The organism is Pseudomonas sp. S3E12 (assembly GCF_001702295.1).
Lineage (GTDB): Bacteria > Pseudomonadota > Gammaproteobacteria > Pseudomonadales > Pseudomonadaceae > Aquipseudomonas > Aquipseudomonas marginalis.
Genome location: NZ_MBDT01000009.1, coordinates 58,309 through 73,966, shown reverse-complemented (window position 1 = coordinate 73,966; position 15,658 = coordinate 58,309). Strand labels below are relative to the sequence as shown.

The 15,658-nt window shown below is 61.4% G+C and carries 15 protein-coding genes; 9 read left to right on the top strand and 6 right to left on the bottom strand.

Annotated features, from left to right (window positions below; genetic code table 11):
• The first annotated feature begins 3 nt into the window (after positions 1-3).
• Positions 4-1,173: an aspartate aminotransferase family protein gene (locus BB029_RS11940; RefSeq protein ID WP_065939309.1), complete on the top strand. Its 1,170-nt coding sequence runs from the start codon at positions 4-6 to the stop codon at positions 1,171-1,173.
• Here the strand turns inward: BB029_RS11940 and punR are convergent.
• Complete coding sequence (gene punR, locus BB029_RS11935) at positions 1,162-2,082, bottom strand: DNA-binding transcriptional activator PunR (RefSeq protein ID WP_065939308.1); 921 nt, start codon at positions 2,080-2,082, stop codon at positions 1,162-1,164. The two genes, BB029_RS11940 and punR, sit on opposite strands and share 12 nt — an antisense overlap.
• A 122-nt stretch (positions 2,083-2,204) precedes the next feature.
• Here punR and punC point away from each other — a divergent pair, with 122 nt between their 5' ends.
• Positions 2,205-3,389, top strand: a complete 1,185-nt coding sequence (gene punC, locus BB029_RS11930; protein WP_065939307.1) for a purine nucleoside transporter PunC — start codon at positions 2,205-2,207, stop codon at positions 3,387-3,389.
• Here the strand turns inward: punC and BB029_RS11925 are convergent.
• Positions 3,386-4,219, bottom strand: a complete 834-nt coding sequence (locus BB029_RS11925; protein ID WP_065939306.1) for a nucleoside-binding protein — start codon at positions 4,217-4,219, stop codon at positions 3,386-3,388. The genes punC and BB029_RS11925 overlap by 4 nt on opposite strands.
• 159 nt (positions 4,220-4,378) lie before the next feature.
• Between BB029_RS11925 and BB029_RS11920 the strand changes: the two genes are divergently transcribed.
• Entirely contained in the window at positions 4,379-5,881 is a 1,503-nt protein-coding gene (locus tag BB029_RS11920; protein WP_065939305.1) for a nucleobase:cation symporter-2 family protein, read from the top strand.
• Positions 5,882-5,920: 39 nt separating this feature from the next.
• Here the strand turns inward: BB029_RS11920 and BB029_RS11915 are convergent, their stop codons facing one another.
• The gene (locus BB029_RS11915) at positions 5,921-6,853 is read right to left on the bottom strand and encodes a proline iminopeptidase-family hydrolase (RefSeq protein ID WP_065939304.1); all 933 of its coding nucleotides are present in this window, start codon (positions 6,851-6,853) and stop codon (positions 5,921-5,923) included.
• A 92-nt stretch (positions 6,854-6,945) separates the two neighbouring features.
• Positions 6,946-7,710 carry a LuxR family transcriptional regulator gene (locus tag BB029_RS11910; protein WP_027604192.1) on the bottom strand — a complete coding sequence of 255 codons (765 nt, stop codon included), beginning with the start codon at positions 7,708-7,710 and terminating at the stop codon, positions 6,946-6,948.
• Positions 7,711-7,893: 183 nt separating this feature from the next.
• Between BB029_RS11910 and BB029_RS11905 the strand changes: the two genes are divergently transcribed.
• The 6 genes from BB029_RS11905 to BB029_RS11880 are packed head-to-tail and all read left to right on the top strand — an operon-like array spanning position 7,894 to position 14,051.
• Entirely contained in the window at positions 7,894-8,781 is an 888-nt protein-coding gene (locus BB029_RS11905) for a proline iminopeptidase-family hydrolase (protein WP_065939303.1), read from the top strand.
• A gap of 3 nt (positions 8,782-8,784) precedes the next feature.
• The gene (locus tag BB029_RS11900; protein ID WP_065939302.1) at positions 8,785-9,732 is read left to right on the top strand and encodes an ABC transporter permease; all 948 of its coding nucleotides are present in this window, start codon (positions 8,785-8,787) and stop codon (positions 9,730-9,732) included.
• Positions 9,729-10,586 (top strand): ABC transporter permease, encoded by an 858-nt coding sequence (locus BB029_RS11895; protein ID WP_065928124.1) that lies wholly within the window; start codon positions 9,729-9,731, stop codon positions 10,584-10,586. Before BB029_RS11900 ends, BB029_RS11895 begins: the two co-directional genes overlap by 4 nt.
• Complete coding sequence (locus BB029_RS11890) at positions 10,583-11,539, top strand: ABC transporter ATP-binding protein (RefSeq protein WP_065939301.1); 957 nt, start codon at positions 10,583-10,585, stop codon at positions 11,537-11,539. The genes BB029_RS11895 and BB029_RS11890 overlap by 4 nt, the downstream gene beginning before the upstream one ends.
• Complete coding sequence (locus BB029_RS11885) at positions 11,536-12,555, top strand: ABC transporter ATP-binding protein (protein ID WP_065939300.1); 1,020 nt, start codon at positions 11,536-11,538, stop codon at positions 12,553-12,555. The genes BB029_RS11890 and BB029_RS11885 overlap by 4 nt, the downstream gene beginning before the upstream one ends.
• Entirely contained in the window at positions 12,537-14,051 is a 1,515-nt protein-coding gene (locus tag BB029_RS11880) for an ABC transporter substrate-binding protein (protein ID WP_065939299.1), read from the top strand. Before BB029_RS11885 ends, BB029_RS11880 begins: the two co-directional genes overlap by 19 nt.
• Before the next feature lie 121 nt (positions 14,052-14,172).
• Here the strand turns inward: BB029_RS11880 and BB029_RS11875 are convergent, their stop codons facing one another.
• Together BB029_RS11875 and mupP are read right to left on the bottom strand one after the other, a co-directional pair.
• Positions 14,173-14,913, bottom strand: coding sequence for a YciK family oxidoreductase (locus BB029_RS11875; protein ID WP_065939298.1), 741 nt, complete (start codon positions 14,911-14,913; stop codon positions 14,173-14,175).
• Between the two features lie 69 nt (positions 14,914-14,982).
• Entirely contained in the window at positions 14,983-15,654 is a 672-nt protein-coding gene (gene mupP, locus BB029_RS11870) for an N-acetylmuramic acid 6-phosphate phosphatase MupP (RefSeq protein ID WP_065928119.1), read from the bottom strand.
• Positions 15,655-15,658 lie beyond the last annotated feature (4 nt).

The following is a 15,658-nucleotide window of genomic DNA, read 5'->3' as shown; positions in this document are numbered from 1 at the left end:
ACCATGACCGCCGCCTGCCTGATGACCACCTATCAACCCCTGGCCCTGAGCTTCACCCGAGGCCTCGGCACGCGCCTGTGGGACCAGCAGGGGCGCGAATACCTGGACGCAGTGGCGGGTGTGGCGGTGACCAACGTCGGGCATTCCCACCCGAAACTGGTAACGGCCATCAGCGAGCAGGCCGGCCTGTTGTTGCACACCTCCAACCTCTACAGCATCGACTGGCAACAACGCTTGGCCCAGCGCCTGACCCGGCTGGCCGGCCTGGACCGTGCCTTCTTCAACAACTCCGGCGCCGAAGCCAACGAGACGGCGCTGAAACTGGCGCGGTTGCATGGCTGGAAAAAAGGCATCGAAGAACCCTTGGTGGTGGTGATGGAGAATGCCTTTCATGGCCGTACGCTGGGCACCATGGCGGCGAGCGATGGCCCCTCGGTGCGCTTGGGTTTCCAACGCTTGCCGGGGGATTTTCTCAAGGTCAGGTTTGGTGATCTGGCGGCGATCGAGGCAATCACCCAGACGTTTGGCACACGGATCGCGGCGGTCTTGCTGGAGCCCATCCAGGGCGAAAGTGGTGTACTGCCAGCGCCGCCGGGTTACCTGCAAGCCCTGCGTGACCACTGCACACGGCACGGCTGGCTGATGATGCTCGACGAAATCCAGACCGGCATCGGCCGCACCGGCGCCTGGTTTGCGTTCCAGCATGAAGGCATTGTTCCGGATGTGATGACCCTGGCCAAAGGCCTCGGCAATGGCGTACCCATCGGTGCGTGCCTGGCCAGGGCTGCGGTAGCCGCACTTTTCACGCCCGGCAGCCATGGCAGCACCTTCGGGGGCAACCCGCTGGCGTGCCGAGTGGGCTGCACGGTGTTGGACATTATCGAAGAGCAAGGCTTGTTGCAGAACGCTGCACAACAGGGCGAGCGCTTGCTGGCGCGGTTACGCATGGAATTGGAAGAGCATCCGCAGGTGCTGGCGATTCGGGGGCAGGGCCTGATGATCGGTGTTGAGTTGGCCAGCCCCTATCGCGACCTGGCGCAGCGTGCTGCCCAGGAGCATGGGCTGCTGATCAACGTGACGCGGGGTAAGGTCATTCGCCTGCTGCCGCCGCTGACCCTGGATGCCAAGGAGGTGGAGATGATCGTGCGGGCCATCACTCGGCTATTGAGCTAGGTCCTTTCCGTTGAGCCACTCCTGGTTCATGGTTTCGGTATCCCCCAGGTATTCCAATAACCACGCCATGGCCGGGGACAGTTTGCTCTGTGCCCAGGCCACGCACGAGGGGCTGGCCGGGAAGGGGCGCGTCAGTTGCAGTGCCATCAATTCGCCGCGTTCGATCCAGGGCAATACCTGATGCGCCGGTGCCATGCCGACGCACAGGCCATCGCGCAGGCAATCGATGGCGGAGGCCCAGTTCGGGACTACCAATCGGCGTTGGTTATCCAGAGTCCAGGTGTCGCGTTTGGGCAGGTTGCGCGAGGTGTCGGTCATGCACAGCGAGGCGAAGGGGCGCAGTTGGTCGTCATTGAGCAACCCGTCCACGGCCGCCAGCGGATGCCGGGCGCTGACCACGCACAGCCAGTTCAGTAAGCCCATATCGCGAAAAGTAAAGCGACTGGCCACCGGCACCGCACTGGTGGCACCGATGACAATATCGGTGCGCTCATCCGCCAAGGCATCCCACACGCCGTTGTACACCTCGTATTCCAGCAGCAATTCCACCTCGGGAAACTGTCGATAGAAATCCAGCACCAACTGTCGGCAGCGCTGGGGCTTGACGATGGAATCCACGGCCACCTTCAACTGGCCACTCCAGCCATTGGCCACCTGCTGGCACAGGCGCCGTGTGCCGAGCATTTTTTTCATTACCCCGCGGGCCTCGTCGATAAACAGACGGCCGGCGGGTGTCAGTTCCACATCACGATGCCGGCGCACAAACAGCGGCACCGCGAGCCACTCTTCAAGTTGACGTACGGTGTAACTGATGGCTGACGGCACGCGGTGCAATTCCTGGGCGGCGGCGCTGAAGCTGCCATGGCGCGCTACCGCATCGACGACATCCAGGGAGTATTCGGACCACATGAGGGTTGCCTTCAAAATTATTGATAACAGTTGCCAATTATTATCGCTTCACACCAAAACTGTCAGCTTCATAATGGTCGGCAGTCAGCAAATAGTTTGATGGCAGGATTAACAAGGCTTCAATGAAAAATTCTTTTGGTTTCACCTGGTATCTGGCGGGGCTGAGCATGCTCGGTTATCTCGCCATGGACATGTATTTGCCGGCGTTCGGCGCCATGGGCGAGCAGTTGCAGATTGGTGCGGGCGCTGTGGGTGCCAGCCTGAGTATTTTCCTCGCGGGTTTTGCCGTGGGGCAGTTGCTGTGGGGACCGTTGTCCGACCGCCTGGGGCGCAAGCCGATCCTGCTCGCAGGCTTGAGCCTGTTTGTGGTGGGCTGCGCGGGGATGTTTTGGGTCGAGACCGCGCCGCAGTTGCTGGCCTTGCGCTTTATGCAGGCGATTGGCGTGTGTTCTGCGGCCGTGAGCTGGCAGGCGTTGGTGATCGACCGCTACCCGGCCGACAAGGCCCACCGTGTATTCGCCAGTATCATGCCGTTGATGTCGTTGTCACCGGCCCTGGCGCCGCTGCTGGGCGCGGTGGTGTTGAACCACTTCGGTTGGCAAGCCATCTTCGGCGTATTGCTGGGGGTGTCGTTGCTGTTGTTGCTGCCGACGTTGTTCCTGCGCTCCGTGCCGAAATCTCAGACGCGGGAAGACGAACCTTCGCGCCTTGGCTATTGGCAGTTGCTCACCTCCCGGGTGTTTACCGGCAATGTAATGATCTTCGCCGCCTGCTCGGCCAGTTTCTTCGCCTGGCTGACCGCTTCACCCTTCATCCTCGGCGACATGGGCTATAGCCCGAATGACATCGGCCTGAGCTACGTGCTGCCGACATTGGCGTTTCTGGTGGGGGGCTACAGTTGTCGCAGCGCCCTGCAGCGTTTCCAGGGCAAGACGCTGTTGCCGTGGCTGCTGCTGGCCTATTGCATCAGCATGGTGGCGTTGTACCTGGTCGCCACCTTGACCGTGCCGACGCTCACCACCTTGCTGATTCCGTTCTGCCTGATGGCGCTGGTCAACGGCGCCAGCTACCCGATCGTGGTGGCGAATGCGCTGATGCCGTTTGCAGAACATTCCGGCAAGGCGGCGGCACTGCAAAACACCCTGCAATTGGGCCTGTGCTTTCTCAGTAGCCTGTTGGTGTCGTCGATGATCGAACAGCCGTTGCTGATTACCGTGATGGTGATGCTGGCGACCGCACCCTTGGCCGTCTTGGGCTATTGGCTGGCGCGGCCGAAAGCAGACAAGTCGGAACTGGCCGCCGCCTAGAACGTCACTTCCATGTTCACCGTCGGCGTTGACGTGCGGCTGCCCCGGCCGCCGTCCACGCCGAACTTGTTATGCCAGTACTCGTAACCCACGCCGAGGTACAGGTTCGGCTTTACGCTCTTGCCCGGTCGCACCGCGACCATCAGCGCGCTGCGCATCAGCGTTTCCGGTGCCGTGTCACGGCCATGGTAGTCCGCACCTTTTTCCCCGACGTAATTCACAAAGCCCTGGAATTTCGCCGCATGGTTGGCGATCTCGAAAGGGCGCATCCACGTCAGGTTGAGCATGTAGGTGTCGTCAAACGTGTGGTTCGACTCACGTGCACCTGGGATGCCGGTGTGGTTGCGCTCCTTGTAGTACAGAAGGCTCAGGTCCAGCACGCCTACGGTGTTGAACTTCAAGGTCGGGCCAATCACCAGTGCGCGTTTTTTCGCCGACGCGACGTTGTTGTTGCGGTTGGCATCAAAGCCGAGGGTCAGCGCGTAATCCTTGACCAGCCCGGTGCCCAGGGGCACCTCCAGCACCCGCGACGCATACAACTGATGCCGGTACACCGCGTACACCTCGCTGCCGCCGTGGTCGGTGCCCTTGCGCGGGTCGCGGCTGTCGGACAGGAACACGTCCAGGTTCAGGAAGTTGCTGCCATACCGGTAGCCGCTGGCGTGGGTAACGCTGTAGATGCGCTTGCTGAATTCGTCGGGGTTATTCGGATTGGTGAACTGCTGGCCGTAGCGAAAACCTACGCTGTTGTTCATCCATTCCACTGCGACGGCCTCCCCGCCGCCGAGGAGGGTGAGTGCAACGGTTGCCCCCTGTAATGCCTTTTTCATGGTTTCTGTGTCCTTTGGCGTTCTGGCTCATCACGGCCGGGTTGTTTTTGTAACGCCGACGGAGGGTATCTTGTTCGATTGATTGTATACAACTCTATGGACATCCAGTCTGAACATTGCATACAGTGTCACCACAACAAAAACAGAGAACCCCTCACCATGACTATCCCGAAGGCGTCACCGCAGCGGCCGGAAGATGAGAATCTAGGCGTCGCCGCCAACATGGCTTACGGCCTGCAGCATGTGCTCACCATGTACGGCGGCATCGTCGCGGTACCGTTGATCGTGGGCCAGGCGGCCGGGTTGTCACCGGCGGATATCGGCCTGTTGATCGCCGCGTCGCTGTTTGCCGGTGGCCTTGCCACCCTGTTGCAAACCCTTGGCCTGCCGTTTTTTGGCTGTCAGTTGCCGCTGGTGCAGGGCGTGTCGTTTGCCGGTGTGGCAACCATGGTGGCGATTGTCGGCAGCGATGGCGCCGGCGGGGTACCGGCGATTCTCGGCGCGGTGATGGCCGCGTCGTTTATCGGGCTGTTGATCACCCCGGTGTTCTCGCGGATCACCCAGTTTTTCCCGCCGTTGGTGACCGGTATTGTGATCACCACCATCGGCCTGACCCTGATGCCCGTGGCGGCGCGCTGGGCCATGGGCGGTAACAGCCGCGCGGCGGATTTCGGAAGCATGCCCAATATCGGCCTGGCGGCGTTGACCCTGGTGCTGGTGCTGCTATTGAGCAAGATCGGCAGCGCGACCATCTCGCGCCTGTCGATCCTGCTGGCGATGGTGATCGGCACGGTGATCGCGGTGTTCCTCGGCATGGCGGATTTTTCCGGCGTCACCCAGGGGCCCATGTTCGGTTTCCCTGCGCCGTTCCATTTCGGTATGCCGACCTTTCACATCGCGGCGATCATTTCCATGTGCATCGTGGTGATGGTGACACTGGTGGAAACCTCGGCCGACATCCTGGCGGTGGGGGAAATCATCGATACCAAGGTCGACTCCAAGCGCCTGGGTAACGGCCTGCGCGCCGATATGCTGTCGAGCATGTTCGCGCCGATCTTCGGTTCGTTCACCCAGAGTGCCTTCGCCCAGAACGTTGGCCTGGTGGCGGTGACCGGAGTGAAGAGTCGTTTTGTGGTGGCAACCGGTGGCTTGTTCCTGGTAATCCTCGGCTTGCTGCCATTCATGGGGCGGGTGATCGCGGCGGTGCCGACCTCGGTACTGGGCGGTGCCGGGATTGTGCTGTTCGGCACCGTCGCGGCCAGTGGTATTCGCACCTTGTCCAAAGTGGATTACCGCAACAACATGAACCTGATCATCGTCGCCACGTCCATCGGGTTTGGCATGATCCCGATTGCTGCACCGAGCTTCTACGACCAGTTCCCCAGCTGGTTCGCGACCATTTTCCATTCGGGTATCAGTTCGTCGGCGATCATGGCGATCCTGTTGAACCTGGCGTTCAACCATTTCACCGTAGGCAATTCGGACCAGCAGTCGGTGTTTGTGGCGGGGACTGAGCGCAGTTTGTGTTTCCACGACGTAGCGGCGTTGCGTGATGGGGACTATTTCAGGGGGGGCAAGTTATTTGATGCCGAGGGCAAGGAAATTCCATTGGTGGCGCAGGAGCCAAGGAAAGCCGCACACGCTGAAATCACAGAGGTCTAAAAATGTGGGAGGGGGCTTGCCCCCTTCCACATTTGGAATTCAACCAGCCTTGCGGACTGTGTGCGGAACAGAGCACGCCTCATCCAGAAACTTCACCACGGTGCCCATGCACGCCTGGCGTTCTTCCACGTGGGGCATGTGGCTGGAGTCTTCGAACAGCGCCCAGCGCACATCCGCGATCTCATCCAGGAATGGCTTGACCACCAGTGGCGTGGCCTCGTCATGCCGGCCGGAAATCACCAGGGTCGGCACCTTGATCGCCGACAGGCGGCCAATGGATTTCCAGTCTTTCAGGCTGCCGATCACGTGGAACTCGGTCGGGCCGCTCATGGCGTGATACACCGTGGGGTCCGAGTCGACCTGGGCGAAGGTACGCGCTACTTCTTCCGGCCATGGGTTCACCCGGCACACATGCTGGTCATAGAACACCCGTGAGGCGGCGAGGTATTCCGGGTCGAGGTAGGTGCCGGCGGCTTCATGCTTGAGCAGGGTTTCATGCACGCCTTGGGGCAGCAGCTTGCGCAGGCGGTTGGCTTCGCTGACCCAGGTGCGCATGCAGGTTGGCGAGTTGGCCGGGATAAACGCACGCAGGCCCTTGGGTTGCAGGATGGCGTGCTCGCTGCCGAGCATGCCGCCCCAGGACTGACCAAGGATCGCGTAGTTATCGCTGATCTGCAGATGGTCCAGCAGGTTGTCCAGTTCTTTAAGGAACAGATCGACGGTCCAGAAGGAAGGGGCTTTCTCAGGCAAGTGCGTGGAGCGGCCGTTGCCCAGTTGGTCGTAGTGGATGACCGCATGACCGCTGGCCGCGACGTCCTTGAACGCGTCGACATAATCATGGGTACAGCCCGGGCCACCGTGGATGACCACCAGCGGCGTGCGGCCGCTGGCCAAGTCGCCAGTGACGCGGTACCAGGTCTGGTAGTCGCCAAACGCGGCATACCCTTCGCGGATTTTTTCGATGAAGTCCATTTCCTACCCTGCCCTGAAAAAATGATCAGGAACACGATAGTCTGCGGGCGAGATTTAGGTAACTAGCAAAACAGCTAGGTTTTGCCGGGGGATCAGTCTTCCAGCAGGCGGTAATGGGTGGCGCGGACCACCGCCTGCACGCGGTTCTTGGCGCCCAGTTTGTGCATCGCCGAGGCCAGGTGCAGGGTGACGACGGCCAGTGAGCGGCTCAGTTGCGTGGCGATTTCGGCGGCGGTCAGGCCGTCGGCGGCCCATTTGAGGCATTCGCGTTCACGTTTGGTCAGGTGAATGTGCGGGTAGGTGCGCAGCTCCTTTCCGAACAGCGGGTAGGCCGCTTCCTGCAACGCGTGGGAAATCAGGCTGAAGTCCGACAAGGTCTGCTGCGCGTCCTGTAGCACGGTAGGCGTTTTGCCGGTGCGCAAGCCGGTCAGTGAGGCAAAGCCGCCACGGGGCAGATGCATCGGCACGCTGACGCCGCAGGTCAGTTGCTGGTCGTGCAGGTAGGACGAGACGGGGGCGTGGCAGGGGTCGATGATGGTTTGCAGGGCCGTGTCAGCCTTGGCTTCGTAGGACCACACGAACGGCGATACCGTGCGCAGGGCCAGGTGTTGCACCGGGTCGATCTGGTAGAAACCCTTGCTGCACCATAGTGCATGCCAATCGGTCGGCGTGTTACGCAGCTCCAGCACCGAGGGGGTGATCAACGCACCATTCTGGTCGATCGGCACCGGGGTGTAGTCGTATACCAGTGCATCGAAGCCCAACTGCTGGGCGAGGATAAAAGTGTTGTCCATCTGCTCATCCAGGCTCCTGCCCGGCATCAGACGATTATTGAAGGCAGTTAGCTTGGCCAGCATCCGTTCTGCTCCCGAATTCATTTGAATCTCCACTTCCTGCAAGTAGAATGCCACGCCCCGGCGAAGGACTGCCAGGCCAAACCTATAAGAAATACCAGGTTATGGACGCGCGGCATCCTCGGTAGTGTTGGCCTGATAAACGGCCGCTGCCCGCCAGGCCGATACAACACAAGGAATGTATGCATGTGGCGTGAAATTGCCCCCGACCAGCAGTACAACGTGCAAGTCGATGGCCACAACCTCGTGGTCTACAGCTTCGGCGAAGGCGATGAGGTGCTCTTGTGTCTCAACGGCGGGCCGGGCCTGCCGTGTGACTACTTGCGCGACGCCCATGGCTGGCTCAAGGACCATGACCTGCGAGTGGTTGCATTCGACCAGCTTGGCACAGGCGCATCAGCCAGACCGACCGATGTTTCCCTGTGGGAAATCCGCCGTTATGTCGAAGAAGTCGAAACCGTACGCCAAACCCTTGGCCTCGGCCGCGTGCACCTGCTCGGGCATTCCTGGGGTGGCTGGCTGGGCATCGAATACGCCATCCATTACCCCGACAGGCTGAAAAGCCTGATCCTCGAGAACACCGTCGGCGACATTCCGCACCTTTCTCAAGAACTCGAACGCCTGCGCGGCGCGCTGGGCAGTGAGACCGTGGCGATGATGCAACGCCACGAAGCCATGGGCACCCTGGATCACCCGCAGTACCAGGCCGCGATCACCTTGCTCAACTATCGTCATGTCTGCCGCCTGGACGAATGGCCCGAGCCGGTCAAGCGCTCCCTCGGCGACTGGAACATGGGGCCCTACGAAACCATGCAGGGCCCCAACGAATTTCTCTACGTCGGCAACCTCAAGGACTGGAACCGCCTCCCCGAGATGGCCGCTTTCAACATGCCGATCCTGATCACCACCGGCCAGCACGACGAACTCACCCCGGCCTGCGCCATGCGCATGAAGATGGCGGCCAGACACGCCGAACTGCATGTATTTCCCAACAGTAGCCATATGCCGTTCTATGAAGAGCCACAGGCTTATTTTCCGGTACTGTTGGACTTTCTCGCTCGCCACCGAGGCTGACAGATGAACCTGGCGCGCTACCGTTTTGTACTGTCCCGGCCGCTGCAATTGCTGCCGGTACTGTTTGGCATCAGCCTGATCACGTTTGTGCTGGTGCGCTCGATTCCTGGCGACCCGGCACGGGCCCTGCTGGGCTCGCGCAGCACGCCGGACGCCTTGCTGAAAATCCGCGCCCAGTACGGCCTCGACCAGCCTTTGTGGCAGCAGTATTTCTATTTCCTGAAGAACCTGCTCAAGGGCGATCTCGGCCAATCACTGCTGTACAAAGTCGACGCCTTGAAATTGATCGTCACCCGCATCGAACCCACCCTGGTGCTGGTGCTTGGCAGCGTGGTCCTGGCACTGCTGATCGCGGTGCCGCTGGCGACGTGGGCCGCGCGCAATAAAGGCGGGTGGGCGGACAACCTGATTCGCGTGTTCACCACCGTGGGCCTGGGCATGCCGGCGTTCTGGCTGGGCCTGATGCTGATCCTGCTGCTCAGTGTGCAATGGGGCTTGTTCCCGGTGTCCGGCTACGGCCGTACCTGGCTGGACAAGGCGCACCATATGGTCTTGCCGTGCCTGACCATCGCCCTGGCGCTGTCGGCGGTGCTGGTGCGCAACCTGCGGGCGAGCATGTTGATGGAGCTACAGGCCGACCACGTCACTGCCGCGCGGGCCCGCGGGCTGTCGGAAGCAGCGGTGTTCCGACGCCATGTGCTGCCCAATTCCCTGGTGCCGGCGGTCAACCTGCTGGCGGTGAATATTGGCTGGCTGATCAGCGGCACCGTCGTGATCGAAAGCCTGTTCGCCATTCCCGGCATCGGCCAGTTGCTGGTGCGTGGCATTTTTACCCGCGACTACATGGTGGTGCAGGGCGTGGCCATGGTGCTGGCGTGTGCGACGGTGGTGGTCAACTTTATCGCCGACGTGGTCACGGTGTCCCTCGACCCTCGGGTGAAAATGCAATGAGCAGCCGTCCACTGATTGCCCCATGGCGCCTGCGTCTGCGGTTTGGCTTTCGCAATGGCCGCCTGACGGCCGCGTGGGGGCTGTTGATCCTGCTGGTGTGGTTGGTCCTGGCGCTGTGTGCGCCGTGGATCGCGCCCTATGACCCGATTGCGCAGAACACCGACATCAGCTTGCTGGGGCCGAGCCTAGCCCATCCATTCGGTACGGATAACTACGGTCGAGACATCCTTTCGAGGGTGATCTGGGGCGCACGCGTCGACCTGCAGCTTGCCATCATCGGGGTGATTTTCCCGTTCATGATCGGCACGTTTGTCGGCGCGGTTTCCGGCTATATCGGCGGGCGCTTCGACAGTTTCTGCATGCGCGTGATCGATGTGATCCTGGCGTTCCCGTTCCTGGTGTTGATGCTGGCGATCATGGCTATCCTCGGTCCGGGCTTGAAGAGTTTTTATATCGCCATGGCGCTGGTGGGCTGGGTGTCGTATGCACGGCTGATCCGTTCACAGATCCTGGTGCTCAAGGAAAGCGACTTCGCCCTCGCGGCCAAGAGCCTGGGCTTTGGCCATGGGCGCATCCTGTTCCGGCATTTGCTGCCGAATGCGATGTTTGGCTCGATTGTGTTTTCCATGTCTGACGCGGTGCTGGTACTGCTCAACGGTGCCGCCGTGAGCTACCTGGGCCTGGGCGTGCAACCGCCGACGGCGGAGTGGGGGACGATGATTGCCGAAGGGCAGGCGTTTATCACCACGGCCTGGTGGATCTGCACCTTTCCGGGGTTGGCCATCGTGACCCTGGCCATGGGCTTCAGCCTGCTGGCCGATGGTGTGGCGCAAGTGTTGGGGGATCGCTCATGAGTCTGCTTCAAGTGCGGGATCTTAGTGTGATCGCCAATAACAGCGGGCGCGATGTGACCCTGGTCGACCGCGTGTCCTTCGACCTGGCTGAAGGCGAGATCCTCGGCCTGGTGGGTGAAAGCGGCTCGGGCAAGACCATGGCCTGCCGTGGCCTGATGCGCTTGTTGCCGTCACCCAACCTGCGCGTGCAGGGCGGTGCGGTACGCCTGGCGGGCCAGGACCTGCTGCAACTGGATGACACCGGCATGCGGGCGGTGCGTGGCGGGCAATTGGGTATGATCTTCCAGAACCCCAGCAGCCACCTCGACCCCTTGATGCGCATTGGTGATCAGATCGCCGAAGGCATCCGCCTGCATCAGGGCTCGTCGAAAAAACACGCGCGCCGACAAGCCATCGAAGTGTTGCGCCAGGTGGGCATTCCCGATCCCCAGGCACGGGTCGACAACTATCCCCATGAATTTTCCGGTGGCATGCGCCAGCGCGCGATGATCGCCGTGGCCCTGGGCTGCAACCCGAACGTATTGATTGCCGACGAGCCGACCACGGCCCTCGATGTGACCGTGCAGGCGCAGATCCTGCGCCTGTTGCTGGACCTGCGTGACCAGCGCGGCCTGTCGCTCATCATGATCACCCACGACCTCGGCGTGGTCGCGCAAACCTGCGATTCCATCGCCGTGATGTACGCCGGGCGCCTGTGCGAGCACGGCAGCAAGTACGACGTGCTCGCCCATCCGCAACACCCCTACACAGCGGGCCTGATTGATTGCCAGCCGGCCCACGGCAGTGGCCCTGGGTTGCTGCGCACCATCCCCGGCCAGCCGCCCTTGCTCGATGCATTACCCGGCGGCTGCCGCTTCAACCCGCGTTGCCCGCAGGTCGGCGCGTTGTGCACCGAACGGTTGCCCGAAGGCGCGCGCGTGGCCTGTCACTACCCGTTGGGAGCGCGCCCATGAGCCTGTTGCAGATCAAGAACCTCGAGGTGCGGTTCGCCGCGTCCGGCACGGGGGTGTTCGGCCTGAACAAGCAGTGGGTGAAGGCGGTGAACGGCGTGTCGCTGAACCTGGCCGCCGGTGAAACCCTGGGGTTGGTGGGGGAGTCCGGCAGCGGCAAAAGCACCCTGGGCCGCGCGATCCTGCACCTCAACCCGATCAGTGCCGGGCAGGTGCTGTTCGATGGCATCGACATGGCCCATGGCAGCGCGATCGACATCGCGCGCCTGCGCCAGGAAACGGCGATGATCTTCCAGGACCCCTACGCCGCTTTGAACCCGCGCCACACCATCGGCGAAACCATCGCCGAGGTGCTGCGGGTGCAGCGCAAAGTCCCGGTAGAGCGTATTCCGGCTCGCGTCAACGAACTGCTTGACCTGGTCGGCCTGCGCCCCGAACTGGCCAGTCGCAAACCCGGCGCCCTCAGTGGCGGCCAATGCCAGCGTGTCGGTATTGCCCGGGCGCTGGCGGTGGAGCCGCGCTTGATCATCGCCGATGAATGCGTGGCGGCCCTGGATGTATCGATCCAGGGCCAGATCATCAACCTGCTGTTGGAACTGCAACAGCGCATGAACCTGGCGATCCTGTTTATCGCCCACGATTTGGCCATCGTGCGGCGCCTGTGCGACCGCGTGGCGGTGATGTACCTGGGCAAGATCGTCGAGGAAGGGCCGGTGGAAGCGGTCTTCACCGCGCCGCGCCATCCGTATACCGCGGCGTTGATCGAGGCGATTCCGGAGATCGATCCGCACCGGCCCTTGCCGACGCAGCCGTTACCTGGCGAGCCGCCGAGCCCGCTGAATTTGCCTACGGGCTGTGCCTTTCACCCGCGTTGCCGGTACGCCCGGACGATGTGTTCCGTGGTATTGCCGCCTATCCATTCCCTGCACGAGCGTCGATACAGTTGCGTGCTTGAAGAACCGTTGACCCTTCCTGCCCATCATGAACAAGGAGTTATGACATGCAATCGCGCCACTTGAAATTGCTCGCCGCTGCCACGCTGACCGCCTGGTCGTTGACCGCCGGTCTGGCCCAGGCCGCCGGCGTCCTGACCATCGGTTGCCGTGAAGACAGCACCACGTTCGACCCGATCAAAAGCGCGCAAAACCGCGATACCTGGGTATTTGCCAACGTCTACGACACCCTGGTACGCGTGGACAACCTGGGGACCAAGATGGAGCCGGGCCTGGCTGAAAGCTGGGATATTTCCAAGGACGGCCTGACCTACACCTTCAAGCTGCGCGATGCGAAGTTCTCCGATGGTTCGGCGATCACCGCCGAGGATGCGGCGTTCAGCCTGCTGCGCATCCGCGACAACAAGGCGTCGCTGTGGGCTGATCCTTTCAACCTGATCGACACCGCCAAGGCGACGGACTCGAAAACCCTGGTTGTCACACTGAAGACTCCGGCGGTCGCCTTCCTGTCGCAACTGGCTTCGCCGACGGTGTCGATCCTGTCGGAAAAAGCCATGACCAAAATGGGGGAAGACGCCTATTCGGAGAACCCGGTGACCTCCGGCGCGTTTACCGTGGACGAATGGCGCAAGGGCGACCGGGTCATCCTGAAGAAGAACCCGAACTTCTGGCAGGCCAAGAAGGTCAGCCTGGATGGCGTGGAGTGGGTCTCCGTGACCGACGACAACACGCGGATGCGCATGGTGCAGAACAACGAGTTGGACACGGCGATCTTCGTACCGTTTTCCCGGGTTGAAGAGCTGAAGAAAGACAAGAACGTGGTGATCCACTCCGACCCGTCCACCCGTGAAGATCACCTGCTGATCAACCACGCCCACGGTCTGCTGGCCAAGCAGGAAGTACGCGAGGCGTTGGACATGGCCATCGACAAGCAGTCGCTGGTGAAAACCGCGACCTACGGTCAGGGCACGGTGGCCTATTCCTACATCCCGAAAGGCTCGTTGTTCCACTACGCCAACAACCTGCAACGCCCGTATGACCCGACCGCCGCCAAGAAACTGTTGGAAAAGGCTGGCGCGAAGGACTTGAAGCTCAACTATGTGGTCAACGCCGGCAACGAAGCCGACGAGCAGATCGCGGTGATCATCAAGGACCAGTTGGCCAAGGTCGGCGTGACCGCCAACCTGCAGAAGGTCGACCCGACCCAAAGCTGGCAGATGCTGGTGGACGGTGAGTACGATATTTCGGTGATGTACTGGACCAACGACATCCTCGACCCGGACCAGAAGACCACCTTCGTACTGGGTCACGACACCAACCAGAACTACATGACCCGCTACAAGAACGACAAGGTCAAGGAGCTGGTGGCGGCGGCGCGCATCGAGGCTGACCCGGTCAAGCGTGAGCAGATGTATGTCGAATTGCAGAAACTGGCTAAACAGGATGTGAACTGGATCGACCTGTACTACAGCCCGTACATCAACATCTCACGCAAGAATGTGAGCAACTTCCTGCAAAACCCGTTGGGTCGTTTCACGCTTGAAGATGTCGTGAAAAACTAAGGCCCAGAGAACACCGCAATACAAATGTGGGAGGGGGCTTGCCCCCGATAGCGGTGGGTCAGTCACCGATACAGTGACTGACACCTTGCAATCGGGGGCAAGCCCCCTCCCACATTTGGTTTCACTGCGCGTCAAACGCCTGCCCATTGATGCCGGTACTGTCCGGGCCCATCAGGTACAGGTACACCGGCATGATTTCTTCCGGCGTCGGGTTGTCGCTTGGGTTTTCACCTGGATACGCCTGGGCCCGCATGCTGGTACGCGTGGCGCCGGGGTTGATGCTGTTGGCGCGTACCGGTGCGACGGTGTCGAGCTCATCCGCCAGGGTCTGCATCAAGCCTTCAGTGGCGAATTTCGACACCCCATAAGCGCCCCAATACGCCCGGCCCTTGCGCCCGACGCTGCTGGAGGTGAACACCACCGACGCATCCTGGGACAGCTTGAGCAGCGGCAACAACGTGCTGGTGAGCATGAACATCGCATTGACGTTGATGTGCATCACCCGCATGAAGTTTTCGCCGGACAGCTGCTCGATCGGCGTACGTGGGCCGATGATCGAGGCGTTGTGCAGCAGGCCATCGAGGTGGCCGAATTCTTTTTCGATCATCGCTGCCAGCTCATCGTATTGATGGGGCAGGGCGGTCTCCAGGTTGAAGGGGATCACCACCGGCTGCGGGTGGCCGGCCGCTTCGATCTCGTCATACACCTGGGCCAGGTTGGCTTCGGTCTTGCCCAGCAACAGCACGGTGGCGCCATGGGCGGCGTAGGTTTTCGCCGCCGCCGCACCAATTCCGCGACCGGCGCCGGTCACCAGGATCACCCGGCCTTTGAGCAGTTCTGGACGTGCAGAGTAATCAAACATAAAAAGCCTCGACAGAATTCAGCGGGTTACAAACACCAATCTTCATAGGTCAGCTGGATCGGTGAGCCATCAGCAACTGCACAGTGCGTTATCCAGCACCTTGCGCAGTTCCAACGGGTGATCCACCACCACATCCGCGCCCCAATGGCGCGGGTTGTCGTCCGGGTGGATATAGCCATAGGTGACCGCCGCCGTGCGGGTGCCGGCGTCGCGGCCGGACTCGATGTCGCGCAGGTCATCCCCCACGAACAACACACTGGCCGGGTCCAGGCCGAGCATCTTGCACGCCAGGATCATGGGCTCCGGGTCCGGCTTGCTGTTTTTCACATGGTCCGGGCATATCAGCAGCGCCGAGCGCTCGGCCAGGCCCAGTTGCTGCATGATCGGCTCGGCAAAGCGCAGTGGCTTGTTGGTGACCACGCCCCAGATCAGCTTGGATTTCTCGATGTCTTCCAGCAGTTCGGCCATGCCGTCGAACAATGTGCTGTGGACCGCACAACCCTTCAGGTAACGCTCGAGGAATTCCAGGCGCAGCTCTTCAAAGCCGGGGGATTCCGGGTCCATCGAGAAGGTCACGGCCACCATCGCCCGCGCACCGCCGGAGATTTCATCGCGGATATGCTGTGGGTTGATCGGTGGCAGGTCGCGATCGGCGCGCATCGCCTGGCAGATGGCGATAAAGTCCGGCGCAGTGTCCAGCAGGGTACCGTCCATGTCGAAGAGAACCGCTCGCAACTTCACAGGC